This window comes from Rhodococcus sp. (in: high G+C Gram-positive bacteria) (genome assembly GCF_049286785.1).
In the GTDB taxonomy this organism is placed as follows: Bacteria; Actinomycetota; Actinomycetes; order Mycobacteriales; family Mycobacteriaceae; genus Rhodococcus_F.
In genome coordinates this window covers 1-13,640 of sequence record NZ_JBAQEO010000024.1, presented here as the reverse complement: position 1 = coordinate 13,640, position 13,640 = coordinate 1, and the positions used below count along the sequence as shown (strand labels likewise).

General features: G+C 66.3%; 13 protein-coding genes. 8 read left to right on the top strand and 5 right to left on the bottom strand.

The window, feature by feature from the left end; genetic code table 11:
- Nucleotides 1–13: 13 nt before the first annotated feature.
- Genes WAW17_RS01160 through WAW17_RS01150 form a run of 3 tightly spaced genes read left to right on the top strand, consistent with a single transcriptional unit; the run spans nt 14 to nt 1,084 of the window.
- Nucleotides 14–409 carry a DUF1707 SHOCT-like domain-containing protein gene (locus tag WAW17_RS01160; protein WP_422331199.1) on the top strand — a complete coding sequence of 132 codons (396 nt, stop codon included), beginning with the start codon at nt 14–16 and terminating at the stop codon, nt 407–409.
- Between the two features lies 1 nt (nt 410).
- Nucleotides 411–749, top strand: coding sequence for a hypothetical protein (locus tag WAW17_RS01155; RefSeq protein ID WP_422331198.1), 339 nt, complete (start codon nt 411–413; stop codon nt 747–749).
- Nucleotides 746–1,084 carry a VanZ family protein gene (locus WAW17_RS01150; protein ID WP_422331197.1) on the top strand — a complete coding sequence of 113 codons (339 nt, stop codon included), beginning with the start codon at nt 746–748 and terminating at the stop codon, nt 1,082–1,084. Before WAW17_RS01155 ends, WAW17_RS01150 begins: the two co-directional genes overlap by 4 nt.
- On the opposite strand, the gene WAW17_RS01145 is transcribed toward WAW17_RS01150, so the two are convergent.
- The 3 genes from WAW17_RS01145 to WAW17_RS01135 all read right to left on the bottom strand — a co-directional run bounded on the left by WAW17_RS01145 (nt 1,048) and on the right by WAW17_RS01135 (nt 3,707).
- Nucleotides 1,048–1,836 (bottom strand): tyrosine-protein phosphatase, encoded by a 789-nt coding sequence (locus WAW17_RS01145; RefSeq protein WP_422331196.1) that lies wholly within the window; start codon nt 1,834–1,836, stop codon nt 1,048–1,050. The two genes, WAW17_RS01150 and WAW17_RS01145, sit on opposite strands and share 37 nt — an antisense overlap.
- Entirely contained in the window at nt 1,833–3,176 is a 1,344-nt protein-coding gene (lat, locus tag WAW17_RS01140) for an L-lysine 6-transaminase (protein ID WP_422331195.1), read from the bottom strand. The genes WAW17_RS01145 and lat overlap by 4 nt, the downstream gene beginning before the upstream one ends.
- Nucleotides 3,177–3,242: 66 nt before the next feature.
- Nucleotides 3,243–3,707 (bottom strand): Lrp/AsnC family transcriptional regulator, encoded by a 465-nt coding sequence (locus WAW17_RS01135; protein ID WP_422331194.1) that lies wholly within the window; start codon nt 3,705–3,707, stop codon nt 3,243–3,245.
- 48 nt (nt 3,708–3,755) lie between these two features.
- On the opposite strand from WAW17_RS01135, the gene WAW17_RS01130 reads away from it, so the two are divergent.
- The 5 genes from WAW17_RS01130 to WAW17_RS01110 all read left to right on the top strand — a co-directional run bounded on the left by WAW17_RS01130 (nt 3,756) and on the right by WAW17_RS01110 (nt 12,115).
- Nucleotides 3,756–5,282, top strand: a complete 1,527-nt coding sequence (locus WAW17_RS01130) for an aldehyde dehydrogenase family protein (RefSeq protein ID WP_422331193.1) — start codon at nt 3,756–3,758, stop codon at nt 5,280–5,282.
- A 54-nt stretch (nt 5,283–5,336) separates the two neighbouring features.
- Nucleotides 5,337–5,717, top strand: coding sequence for a hypothetical protein (locus tag WAW17_RS01125; protein WP_422331192.1), 381 nt, complete (start codon nt 5,337–5,339; stop codon nt 5,715–5,717).
- Nucleotides 5,718–5,753: 36 nt separating this feature from the next.
- Nucleotides 5,754–6,758 (top strand): acyl-CoA dehydrogenase family protein, encoded by a 1,005-nt coding sequence (locus WAW17_RS01120; RefSeq protein WP_422331191.1) that lies wholly within the window; start codon nt 5,754–5,756, stop codon nt 6,756–6,758.
- A 79-nt stretch (nt 6,759–6,837) separates the two neighbouring features.
- Nucleotides 6,838–11,349 (top strand): ATP-dependent helicase, encoded by a 4,512-nt coding sequence (locus tag WAW17_RS01115; protein ID WP_422331190.1) that lies wholly within the window; start codon nt 6,838–6,840, stop codon nt 11,347–11,349.
- Between the two features lies 1 nt (nt 11,350).
- Nucleotides 11,351–12,115 (top strand): DNA-formamidopyrimidine glycosylase family protein, encoded by a 765-nt coding sequence (locus WAW17_RS01110; RefSeq protein ID WP_422331189.1) that lies wholly within the window; start codon nt 11,351–11,353, stop codon nt 12,113–12,115.
- Here WAW17_RS01110 and WAW17_RS01105 read toward each other — a convergent pair.
- Nucleotides 12,112–12,816, bottom strand: a complete 705-nt coding sequence (locus WAW17_RS01105; RefSeq protein WP_422331188.1) for a DUF1353 domain-containing protein — start codon at nt 12,814–12,816, stop codon at nt 12,112–12,114. The two genes, WAW17_RS01110 and WAW17_RS01105, sit on opposite strands and share 4 nt — an antisense overlap.
- Nucleotides 12,817–12,850: 34 nt before the next feature.
- Complete coding sequence (locus WAW17_RS01100) at nt 12,851–13,429, bottom strand: TetR/AcrR family transcriptional regulator (protein ID WP_422331187.1); 579 nt, start codon at nt 13,427–13,429, stop codon at nt 12,851–12,853.
- Nucleotides 13,430–13,640 lie beyond the last annotated feature (211 nt).

Here is a 13,640-nt window from a genome sequence, read left to right as displayed (position 1 = left end):
GTAGTCTGTACCCATGTCTGATGTTCCCGAGATCCGCATCGGCACCGCAGAGCGTGAGCAGGCTCTGAACCTGTTGAGCGAACACTTCGCGGCCGGCCGTCTCACTCTCCCCGAATTCGACGAGCGTAGTGGCGCGGTCGCGATCGCGATGACGCGCGGTGAACTCGACCACGTGTTCACCGACCTCCCGGCCCCCACCGCCGATGCGTCCGCCAAGGCCGGGAACACGTCCCCCGAGTCCGACGACGACCACAACTGGCGTCGCATCGTGATGGCGGTCATCCCGCTCGTCGCCCTCGTGCTGTTCTTCGTCGTCCCGGTCGATAACAGCTGGTTGTTCTTCCTGATGATTCCGGCGGCCGGGGCCATCCTCTTCGGCCCCCGTGACGACCGCGATCGGGACCGCTGACGTGGATCCTGTCGAGGTCAATGCCGGTGGCTGGTACCTGCGGGGTCTTCGTGCAGACGAACGCGTCGACGATCGGCCCGCACTCGCGGACGGGGGAATCGACGACGCCGAATACGTGGCCCGACGCACGGCACAGTGGTTGAACGACGAGCACTACTCCTGGGCGATCTGCCAACCGAACACCGGTGAGCTGCTCGCCGAGGTCGGGCTCACTCCTTCGGGCAAGACTGCGACACTTCGGGGTTGGGCCCGTCCGGGTCACGAAGCCGCGCTCGCGTGCGGATCGGATGCGGTGCAACGCTTCGCAGAGAACGCGCTGGGTTTGACGGTCCGGCGTTGACCATCAGAACTGTTCCGGTTGCAGCGCTCACGGTCCTGGCGCTGATCATGCTGCTCTCCCCCGCCGGAGCCACACCGTCCGGTCCTGAGCATGCCGACAAGGTGGTCCACGCCGTGCTGTTCGGTGCGCTGGCGTATTCCTCCCGCTATGCACTCATGTCCGTCCGGCTGACCGTTGGGTGGCTTGCCTGCTTCGCGGTGGTCACCGAGGTATTGCAGGGTGTGCTGCCGATCGGACGACTCGGGTCGGTGTGGGATCTGCTCGCCGACATGGTCGGCGTGGGCTTGGGCCTCGCCGTTCAGTCGGTGATCATGCGCTCGCGCAGCGCGGCCTGAATGCCGATGTCCAGTCCGAGACCGGCGGTGAAATAGTTCTCGACTGTCCCGAACTCGGCCCGCATGACGGCAAGCGACACCTCCAGGTAGTGCCGTCGGACACCCAGCACCGGTTCGAGCAATGCGGGATCACCGCCCTGCGCGGCGAACTTCTCGAACACCTTGGTGAAGGTAGGAAGCAGAAGCTCGTTGGTGAGCAGGTAATCGCGGAAGACGTCGTCCTCGGGAACCCCGAGGAGTAACAGCAGAGCAGCCGTGGCCCAACCCGTGCGGTCCTTGCCCGTGGTGCAGTGCACAAGGGCGGGGGTCGTGTTCTGTTCCGCGAGGTCCGCGAACATCATCCGATAGGACGCGATCGCGCTGGGCATGAGCACGAAGTCGCGGTAGCTGCCCTCGAAGTACTCGACGGCCTTCCCTCCACCGAGTGCGTGCTCGGCAATCATCGGATCGGCGATCACCTGAAGCATCTGCGCGGGTATGGACCGCATGCCCTTGTCTGCCAATACGTCCAACGCCACAGTGCGTGCCCCGGCCGGCACCTTGTCCGGTGCGGCCTCACGTTCACCGGCGGTCCGCAGGTCGTACACCGTCCTGATACCGAGGCCTTGGAGCAGCCGAACATCGACGTCGGTGACACGACTGAGATCGGTCGATCGGTAGTACACGCCGGTGCGCACCTTCGCGCCGTCTTCTGTCGGGTAGCCACCGACGTCTCGCAGATTCGGCACGGACGTGAGTGGAATGGACGTCATACGTCGACGGTACCGCCCAGCACCCGGGTCAGCGCGTCCACGGCGGCGTCGAGCTCGGCCGTGGTGACCGTCAGGGGTGGACGGAATCGGATCCCGCACTCGCCGGTCGGAAGAATCAGTACTCGTTCGCGCTCCCGGAGCTCTGCCACCACCCGGTCGCGGCGGTCTGCCGACGAAAGCGTGATCGCGCACATCAGACCACGGCCTCTCGGCTCGCTCACCTCGCTGTCTTCGCGAGCGAGCCGCCGCAGCCGTTCGAGCAGGTGCGCGCCGGTGAGCCGGGCCCGATCGATGAGCCGATCCTCCTCGATCACCTCCAGGATCCTGCGCGACCGCACCATGTCGGTGAGGTTTCCGCCCCACGTGGAGTTGATACGGGAGCTGACCGCGAACACGTTATCGGGCACCTCGTCCACGCGCCCACCCGCCATGATCCCGCACACCTGAACCTTCTTGCCGAACGCGACGACGTCCGGATGCACCCCGAGCTGCTGGTAGGCCCAGGGTGTTCCGGTCATGCCGCATCCCGTCTGCACTTCGTCGAAGACGAACAGTGCATCGTTCTCGTGGCACAGGGCTTCCATCGCCTGGAAGAACTCGGGGCGGAAATGATGGTCTCCACCCTCGCCCTGGATGGGTTCGGCGATGAAACACGCCACATCCGAGGGGTTCTCGGCGAACGCTCGCCGGGCCTGCTCCAGCGCACGACGCTCGTCTTCCTCGACGTCCCGCCCGTCGGCGAGATAGGGGGCGTCGATGCGCGGCCACGCGAATTTGGGGTACCGGGCCACCTTCCCGGGTTCGGTGTTGGTGAGCGACATCGTGTATCCACTCCGACCGTGAAACGCCTCGGTCAGATGGAGCACCTTGGTGCCGAGCGCCGGGTCGAGTCCTCTGCTCTCACACAGCCTGCTCTTCCAGTCGAACGCCACCTTCAGCGCGTTCTCGACGGCGAGGGCACCGCCGTCGACGAAGAACAGGTGCGGCAGGTCGGGGTCGCCGAGGACTCGGGCGAACGTCCGGACGAACCGTGCCATCGGAACCGTATAGATGTCGGAGTTGCTGGGTTTGTTGAGTGCGGAGGTAAGGAGTTCGTGCCGGAACTCGTCGTCCTCGGCGAGCGCCGGGTGGTTCATACCGAGCGCGGAGGACGCGAAGAAGCCGAACATGTCGAGGTAGGTGGTGCCGTCCCGAAGGTCGACGAGGTGTGCTCCACGGGAGCGTTCGAGGTCGAGCACCAGGTCGAATCCATCGACCAGCAGGTGCTGCCGCAATGTGTCGTGTACCTCGCCGGCGGACAGCGCGCCACCTTCCCCGGCGTATCGGATCGCTGTGCTCATTCCGCCATGATAAGGCAGAATTCCTGCACTGCGTCCAATACGCAGGAAACACAACGGTATCTTTGTCTATCTGTCGTAAAATGTTTGCAGGATGATGGTGCTGCGGGTATGCACGTTGGCCGTGGCACGTATCTCCTGCAGGAGGTGTTCGAGCGCCCGGGGAGAGGCGACACGAACCAACAGGACATAGCTTTCCTCCCCCGCAACCGAGTGGCAGGCCTCGATCGCGGACAGGTGTCGCAACCGGCTCGGAGCGTCGTCCGGCTGAGAAGGGTCGAGAGGGGTGATCGCGACGAACGCCGACAATCCCAGCCCGAGTGCCTCCGGGTCGATTTTCGCGGTGTACCCGCGGATGATGTTGCGGGCCTCGAGTCTGCGCACCCTGGACTGCACCGCCGACACCGATAGCCCGGCCTTGTCGGCGAGTGTCGCCAGCGTCGCCCGCCCATCGGCCACCAACTCCTGCATCAGTATCCGATCGATGTCGTCGAGAGGAGTATGGGATGTGTCTCCACGGATAGATTCCACCACCAGCGCAGGCTAACCCAGCCGAGTGTGATGCCGAGAGAGGACAACGAAGTGAATCTCCCCGCCCCCGAGGAATTGCGTCGACGAGCGGAGGACGCTCTCGCGCGGTGCGGTGCCGAGATCGGCGACGCCACCGAAACAGACGGCGGACTGGTCGCGCGGACGCCGATCACCGGAAGCGAGCTGTGCACGGTGGCTGTGAGCAGCGCCGAAGACGTCGACCGTGCAATCACGGCAGCCCACGCGTCGTTCGTGGAGTGGCGGACCACACCGGCCCCGCAACGCGGCGCGGTGGTGCGTCGACTCGGACAGCTCCTGACGGAACACAAAGCGGATCTGGCCACACTCGTCACCCTGGAGGCGGGCAAGATTCCGTCGGAGGCACAGGGCGAAGTGCAGGAAATGATCGACATCTGTGAATTCGCAGTCGGACTCTCCCGACAGCTGTACGGCCGGACCATGGCGTCGGAACGGCCAGGCCACCGGCTGATGGAAACGTGGCACCCGCTGGGCGTGGTGGGCATCATCTCGGCGTTCAATTTTCCTGTGGCGGTGTGGTCGTGGAACACCGCCATCGCGTTGGTCTGCGGTGACACCGTCGTATGGAAGCCGTCCGACCGGACTCCCCTGACCGCCCTCGCATGTGATGCGCTGCTGTCGAGGGCAGCACGCGACGTGGGAGCACCTCCCGGAATCCACGCTGTGGTGCAGGGCGGCACCGACGTGGGTGAGCGCCTGGTGGACGATCCCCGTGTCGCCCTCGTCAGTGCAACGGGTTCGGTGCGGATGGGTCGTGCCGTTGCACCACGCGTCGCCACGCGCTTCGGCCGGTGCCTGCTCGAACTCGGCGGCAACAACGCGGCGATCGTCGGCCCGTCCGCTGACCTCGACCTCGCCGTGCGGGGAATCGTCTTTTCTGCTGCGGGTACCGCGGGGCAGCGGTGTACCACCCTGCGGCGCGTCCTCGTCCACTCGTCGATCGCGGACGAACTGGTGCACCGTATTTCGGCGGCATACGGGCAGCTGAAGGTCGGAAATCCATTCGACGACGGCATCCTGGTGGGGCCGTTGGTCAACCGGTCGGCCTTCGAGTCGATGCAGACTGCCCTGGACAAGGCGCGAGCCGACGGCGGAACAGTGGTCTGTGGAGGGGAACGTCGCGGCGGCGCCGACTCCGCCTACTACGTTTCGCCGGCACTCGTCCGCATGCCCGGACAGACGTCCATTGTCCGGGAGGAGACCTTCGCCCCGATCCTCTACGTCCTCACCTACGACAGCTTCGACGAGGCAATCGCGTTGCACAACGAGGTCCCGCAGGGGCTCTCTTCGTCGATCTTCACCGCCGACCAGCGCGAAGCAGAGTTGTTCCTCGCTGCCGACGGCTCCGACTGCGGAATCGCGAACGTCAACATCGGGACATCGGGCGCCGAGATCGGCGGCGCGTTCGGCGGCGAGAAAGAGACCGGTGGTGGGCGGGAATCCGGATCGGACGCCTGGAAGTCCTACATGCGCCGGGCCACCAACACGGTCAACTACTCGGATCAGCTGCCGCTCGCTCAGGGTGTGGAGTTCGGCTGAGCGAATGGACGAAGGACTCTTGGGGTCGGCGCCGATCGGGTGTGGAATAGGGAAATGAACCCTGACAACCTCACACCAACCGACCGCCGGCGGATCGCGCGCAACGCGGTGGAAGCGCTGGGATCCCGTAGGAGCGACCACGCGCTCGTTCGCGTCACCTGCTCCGCCAGTCATCGAGTGGCCACCGTGTACAAGACCCCGGAGGGACCGGTCGTGGTCGCGGGCGGAGGTTCGAAACCGCACGGCTCACGCGACCGTGAAGACACAGCCCATCACGGTGACACGCTCGGTTCGGAGTACGTCGACATGCTGGAGACGACGAAGTTCGAGGACGACATCGTCCCCGCTCGGTGCGCCTGCGGGTCGTACACGTTGTCTCGTGAGGATCTGAGGGAGGCCGTCAAATCACACACCCGCACACTCCCAGTCGCCTGACCCGGCTGTCACGAGCCGAGCGGCTACGCTCTGCACGTGACCAACTGGGCCGAACTTGCGCGTGAAATCGCCGAGGATGTTCTGATTCCGGTCGCCGACAGCGTGGATGCCGACGGCGAGATTCCGGACAGTCATTTCGAAACTCTCGGCGCTGACGGGTTCTACGGGCTCGCAGCCCCGGACGCACCCGGCGTGACGCCTGCCGTGCTCGTCGACGTGATGGAAACACTGTGCGGGGCTTGCCTGGCAACGGCCTTCACCTGGATGCAGCACCACGGGGTGGTCGCCGGCCTCGCCGGATCATCCAACGCCGCGCTTCGGGGTCGTTACCTCGACGGACTCGTCGACGGCACCGTACGTGCGGGGGTCGCGCTCGCCGGCGCTGTCCCGGTGCCACCGACGCTGTGGGCGCGGAGCGTCGGGGACGGATACGTACTGGACGGCGTGGCTCCGTTCGTGACGGGCTGGGGCATCGTCGATCTTTTGCAGGTATCAGCGCGCGACGAGTTCGACGACACCATCGTGCAGGTCATCATTCCCGCCCAGCCACTCCAGGGCCTGGCCGCCGAACCACTGCCGCTCATCGCCGCCCGCGGTTCCAACACGGTGCGGCTGCGTTTCGACGGCCTCGCCGTCCCGGGTGATCTGGTCAGTGCCGTCATATCGCCGGAGGATTTCGCCAAGACTCGAGTGTTCGGGTCGTGGATGAACGGATGTATGGCAATGGGCATCACCCGGCGCGTCATCGGCGAGCTGAACGAACTCGGGATCGATACCCACCCGTTCGAGGAACGTGCCTCTCGTGCTCGACTCGACCTCGACGCGGCACTCGAAGGTTGCGCCGAAATAGCGGAAGCGCGGGCGCAGGCGTCGGAGCTGGCCGTACGGGCTGCCGCCGCACTGGTTACCGCGACGGGAAGTTCGTCCCTCGTCGCCGGGACCACAGCGGAACGCCTCATGCGGGAAGCCACGTTCACTCTGGTTGCCGCCGGCAGACCCGCCATCAAGGCTGCGCTGCTGGAGCGTCTCTGCCGCGACTAGCGCGAGCTGACCGTCGTGGGGAGGGCACGGCCCGCCCCGCGTGGCCTCATGTGTCACAACCCCGGTGCACTATGGAACGGTGACCGATGTTCTCGGCAGATTCTCTGCCGCCACCAGGGAGTGGTTCGACGGCGCCTTTCCGGCGCCGACGGACGCTCAGCTGGGCGCGTGGGAGTCGATCGCGAGCGGGACCAACACACTCGTCGTGGCCCCGACCGGTTCGGGCAAGACCCTGTCGGCGTTTCTGTGGTCCCTGGACCAGTTGGCCGCCGCCGAGGCGAAGGACCGCTCGACCAAGGTCCTCTACATCTCACCACTGAAGGCGCTCGGTGTCGACGTCGAACGCAACCTGCGCGCCCCGCTCGTCGGGATCACCCAGACCGCGAAGCGGCTCGGCCTCACCCCGCCCGAGATCTCGGTGGGCGTCCGGTCGGGTGATACGCCGGCGGGTGATCGCCGTGCACTGATCAAGAATCCGCCCGACATCCTGATCACCACGCCCGAGTCGTTGTTCCTGATGCTCACCTCCGCCGCGCGCGAAACGCTGACCCGGGTCGACACCGTCATCGTCGACGAGGTGCATGCGGTGGCCGGAACCAAGCGCGGCGCTCACCTGGCACTGTCCCTCGAGCGTCTCGACCGGCTCCTCGACGTGCCGGCTCAGCGGATCGGACTGTCCGCCACCGTGCGCCCGCACGAGGAGGTCGCCCGCTTCCTGTCCGGCTCGGCTCCCATCCGGATCGTGGCACCGCCGTCGCCCAAAACGTTCGATCTCACCGTTCAGGTGCCGGTCGAGGACATGACGGAACTGGGTCTTGCGGAGCCGGCCGGGGGCTCCGCGTCGGCGACGCCACAGGCCGGTTCGATCTGGCCACACGTCGAGGAGCAGATCGTCGATCTCGTCCTCGAACACCACTCGTCCATCGTCTTCGCCAATTCGCGACGCCTCGCCGAGCGCCTTACCGCACGCCTCAACGAGATCTATGCCGAACGCGGCGGCGGCGCGGTGGAGAAGAACCCGAAGCCGGCATCCCAGCTCGGCTCCCCGTCCGAGGTGAATTACGGCGCCGAACCGCTGCTCGCTCGCGCACACCACGGCTCGGTGAGCAAGGATCAGCGCGCCCTCATCGAGGACGATCTCAAATCAGGACGGCTGCGTTGCGTGGTCGCGACCAGCAGCCTCGAGCTCGGAATCGACATGGGCGCTGTCGATCTCGTGGTCCAGGTGGAAGCGCCGCCGTCGGTGGCGAGCGGTCTCCAGCGGGTCGGCCGAGCCGGACACCAGGTCGGCGAAATCTCGCGAGGTGTCGTGTTCCCCAAGCACCGCACCGATCTGATCCACTGCGCGGTCACGGTGGAACGCATGGTCACCGGCAAGATCGAGGCACTCGCTGTTCCCGCCAACCCCCTCGACATCCTCGCCCAGCACACGGTGGCCGCCACCGCACTGGAACCGCTGGACGTCGACGACTGGTTCGACACGGTGCGACGCAGCGGTTCGTTCGCCACACTGCCCCGGTCGGCCTTCGACAGCACACTCGATCTCCTCGCCGGCCTCTACCCGTCCGACGAATTCGCCGAACTCCGTCCCCGCCTGGTGTGGGACCGCGACGCCAATACCCTCACGGGTCGTCCGGGCGCGCAGCGACTCGCCGTCACCTCGGGTGGTGCCATCCCCGACCGCGGATTGTTCGCGGTGTACATGGTGGGCGAAAAGGCGTCCCGGGTAGGCGAACTCGACGAGGAGATGGTGTACGAGTCACGGGTCGGCGACGTGTTCGCGCTCGGGGCCACCAGCTGGCGGATCGAGGAGATCACCTTCGACCGAGTGCTGGTCAGTCCCGCGTACGGCCTGCCCGGCCGGTTACCGTTCTGGCACGGCGACGGCCTGGGCCGTCCCGCCGAACTCGGCGAGGCACTCGGCCAGTTCCTCCGGGAGATTTCCCTCGGGCACGAAACCGGAGTGAGGGAGCGTTGCCACACAGGCGGACTCGACGAGAACGCCACCAACAATCTCATCCAGCTCGTGAACGAACAGAAGGCCGCCACCGGTCAGGTCCCCACCGATCGCACCCTGGTGGTCGAGCGATTCCGCGACGAACTCGGGGACTGGCGTCTCATCCTCCACTCCCCCTACGGTCAGCGGGTACACGCCCCGTGGGCGCTCGCTGTCAGCTCACGGCTCAGCGAACGTCACGGCCTCGATTCCCATGCCACCGCCTCCGACGACGGCATCATCGTCCGCCTGCCCGACACGGAGGATTCACCGCCCGGCGCCGACCTCTTCGCCTTCGACAGCGACGAGATCGAGGACATCGTCACCGAACAGGTGGGCGGTTCCGCGCTCTTCGCCTCACGGTTCCGCGAATGCGCCGCCCGCGCACTGCTCCTGCCGCGAAGGAACCCGGGCAAGCGTGCACCGCTGTGGCAGCAGCGGCAGCGCTCGGCGCAACTGCTCGACGTCGCCCGCAAGTATCCGACGTTCCCGATCCTGCTCGAAACAGTCCGTGAATGCCTGCAGGACGTGTACGACCTCCCCGCCCTGAAGACCTTGTTCGTTCGCCTGGCCCGACGACAGATCCGGATCGTCGAGGTGGAGACGCAGACGCCGTCCCCCTTCGCCGGCGCGCTGCTGTTCAACTATGTCGGAGAATTCATGTACGAGGGCGACAGCCCTCTGGCCGAGCGGCGCGCGGCAGCGCTCTCACTGGATTCGACACTGCTCGCCGAACTTCTCGGACGGGTGGAGCTGCGCGAACTTCTCGACATCGACGTGATCACTCAGGCCGAACTCGAACTGCAGCGTCTGGTGCCGGATCGCAAGGCACGCGACATCGAGGGTGTCGCCGATCTGCTCCGCTTCCTCGGCCCGCTCACCACGGACGAGGTCCTCGAACGCTCCACGGACGACCCCACACCGTGGCTCGAGGAACTCGTCCGCGCCAAACGGGCTCTCTCGGTGTCCTTCGCGGGCAGTCAATGGTGGACGGCGATCGAGGATGCTGCACGATTACGTGACGGCCTCGGCGTTCCCCTCCCGATCGGCACCCCGGCCGCGTTCATCGAACCCGTCGACGATCCACTTGCCGATCTGATCAGCCGCTACGCACGCACGCACGGTCCGTTCACTCTTGCCGACTCCGCGGGCCGATTCGGGATCGGTTCGGCGGTGGCGCGCGATGTTCTGCAGCGCCTCGCCCTGGACAAACGAGTGGTCGAAGGCGAATTCCGGCCCGCTGCCACCGGCAGCGAGTGGTGCGACGCCGAAGTCCTCCGCCGACTCCGCAGGCGTTCACTGGCTGCGGCGCGGCAGGAAGTGGAACCGGTCAGCACCGCAACGCTCGGCCGCTTCCTGCCCACCTGGCAGTACGTGGGCGGAACACTCCGCGGCATCGACGGTGTCGCGGCGGTGGTGGAGCAACTCGCCGGATTCCCCGTTCCCGCTTCCGCACTCGAATCGCTCGTTCTTCCGTCGCGGGTGGCCGACTACTCCCCTGCCATGCTCGACGAACTCACCTCCACGGGTGAGGTGTTGTGGTCCGGCGCGGGCACGATCTCGGGCAAGGACGGATGGGTCTGCCTTCATCCGGTCGACACCGCCCCAATGACCCTGAACGCGCCCGCGGACTCGGATCTTTCGGATCTCCAACAGCGCATCCTCGACACACTGTCAGGAGGTGGCGCGTACTTCTTCCGGCAACTCGCCGACGCCCTCGAAACGTCCGACGACACCGCGCTGGCCACGGCATTATGGGATCTGGTGTGGCTCGGGCACATCGGCAACGACACGCTCGCTCCGCTGCGCGCCCTCCTCTCCGACACGTCCCGGACCACCACCAGCCACCGTTCGCCCCGAAGACCGCCCCGCGCCCGCGCCTACCGGAGTCTCGCGGTGCCGGTACGTACCGCGCCACCGACCGCCGGGGGCCGCTGGTCGTTGCTGCCCAGCGCTGAAACCGATGCGACCCTGCGCGCAAGCGCCACCGCCGAACTGCTCCTCGAACGCTATGGCGTGGTCACCCGCGGTGCGGTGATGACAGAGAACATTCCGGGTGGCTTCGCGCTGATGTACAAGGTCCTGGGAAGATTCGAGGACAACGGTCATTGCCGCCGGGGGCATTTCGTCGAGGGTCTGGGCGGAGCCCAGTTCTCCACGCCGCACGTGGTGGACCGGCTCCGGAGTTTCGGGGATTCACTCGAAGGACGCCACACGTCGCTGCCCGCACTCACGCTCGCCGCGAGCGATCCCGCCAATCCCTATGGCGCAGCACTTCCGTGGCCGAAACGCGGCGATGCCGAGTCGCCCGGCCACCGTCCCGGACGCAAGGCCGGTGGCCTGGTGGTGCTCGTGGAGGGTGAACTGATCCTGTTCGTGGAGCGCGGAGGTCGCACCGTCCTCACCTTCACCGATGACCCTGCCGTGTTGCGCACGGCGGCCGGTGCGCTCGCCGGCGTGGTCAAACGGGGGGGAATAGACAAGATCGTCGTGGAAAAGGTCGACGGCGAGACCATCCACGGCAGCGACTTCGCTCCGATACTCACCGAGGCCGGCTTCTCTCCCACTCCGCGCGGATTCCGGTTGCGAGCCTGAGATGCCCGAAGGAGATACCGTCTGGCGCACCGCCAACGCTCTTCGTGAGGCACTCGCCGGCGAGGTCCTGACTCTTTGCGACGTCCGGGTGCCCAAGTATGCCACCGTCGATCTGTCCGGCCAGATTGTCGACGAGGTGGTCAGCCGCGGCAAACACCTGTTGATCCGCGTCGGCGAGCACTCCATCCATACCCATCTGAAGATGGAAGGTGCCTGGCATCTCTACGCGCCCGCCACGAAGTGGCGTCGTCCGGCTCATCAGGCACGGATCGTACTGGCCACCGAACAGTCTGTGGCCGTGGGGTTCTCACTCGGGATCACCGAGGTGCTGGCACGCGACGCGGAGGACTCGGCTGTGGGACATCTGGGTCCGGACGTGCTCGGTCCCGATTGGGATGCCGGCACAGCCGTTCGCAACCTCGCGCGGGCAGCCGAACAGCCCATCGGTCTCGCGCTGGTCGATCAACGCAATCTCGCGGGTCTCGGGAACGTCTACCGCAACGAGGTGTGTTTCCTGCGGGGCGTCCACCCGTTCACGCCCGCGGAAGAGGTGCCGGACCTATCCGCACTGGTAGCCCTCGCTCACCGCATGATCGAGGCGGACAAGAACAATTCCCTCCGCCGCCGACCCTGGGTCTACGGCCGCGCCGGACAGCGTTGCCGACGATGCGGAACACGGATCGAGAGCTACGATCTCGGACAGCAGCAGATCAACGTCTGCCCGCATTGCCAGCCACCACGCGGGGCCGACAGCAACAGCATCTAGCGCAGCACCGTGGTCGGCGGGCCCAGCGGCGGCGGCCTGCGGGTCCATCTGCGGCCGAACAGCCACGCGAGGCCGTCCGGAACCCACAGCACCGCACCCGTTGCGAGTGTCAGCAGATACGTGGGGGCGATGACGGGCAGGAGAAAGCACCCGAGCAGCGCGACCGGAAAATCCCTGCGCCACAACATGGACAGCAGCACCGGAAGCACCAGCAAGCCGATGGCCGGCAGGTAGTGCGCGGTTGCCGACGCCCACGGCACCCCCACCACCCAGCACACCATCCCGAGAACGTGCTGGGCGATGAGCAGGAATCGCGCATAGCGTGTGAAGGACCAGAACCGTCCCACCTCGGCGCCGACCCAGAAGACCCGGCTGCGGAACGGTCCGATGCCTTCGTCGAGCAGAGCCAGCCTGAAGAAATCGTCGGCGCGGCGACGAAGGGACATTCCGGCCGGGCCCTGCGCCAGTGCCTGTGTGCACAGATCGTCGTGCATGATCGCCGGCAACAACTGGCGTCCGTAGGGAGCGAGCAGGCCCTGCAGTGGCGCGGGCACCGACGCGAAATCGGTGCGCAGAACACATCGTTCCGCCGGGCACTGGGGCACGGCCACCACCGTGTCACCGTGGACGTAGACGAACCGTGAGGTGAGCTGGAAATGCGTGTGGTCGAGCACCCGAAACTCGGGTCTGGGGCGGGTCACATCCTCAACCGACACCTGAAACGGCATGCTCACCTCACTTCTGGCAGGACCTGTTGGCCTCCACCACCAGAGTGACGCAATGGGCGACGAATTGCGCGCGCGACGCGGCTACAGTTCCGTCGAGATATCCGATGAACAACGCGGTGAGCGCCCCGACCACGCCCGTTGCGACGAGTTGCTTCTCCGCCTCGTCGTCCACGGCCGAGAGTTGATCGCGGACCAGGCCGACGAAGACCGGCATCAGGTCGATACCCCGCCGGCTCAGCGCAGGTTCGGAGAGGGGCGCGAGCAACAGCACCCGCCCCATCGCAGGATCGTCCACCATGAGTTTGACGAAGGCGTTCACCGCCGCGTCGGCGCGCTCTCGGGCGCCATTCGCGGACGACACGGCCGCGACCAGGGCCGACTGCGCCTCATTGCCGACCTCGGCGTACACGGTTCGCACGAACTCGTCGCGGTCGCGGAAGGATTCATAGAAGTACCGTTCGGTGAGCGACGCGGCGCGGCACACGGCCCGCACGCTGACGGCCGGGCCCTCCGGCGCTCCGAGCAGCGCGACACCCGCCCTGAGCAGTGCCTTCCGCCGGGTTTCACGGCGGTCCTCCAACGTCACGTCCGGCACTCCCAATTCTTGACTACACGTGTTGTCACATCCTAGTCTGACAACATGCGTAGTCAATCGAACACGAACGGTTCAACTGAGCCGACCGCCGCCCCGGTCCCCCTGGGCCCCGATTCTCTGACCTGGAAGTATTTCGGCGACTGGCGGGGATTGCTGCAGGGCGTCTGGGCGGGTTCGATGCAGAACATGCACCCAGGCCTCG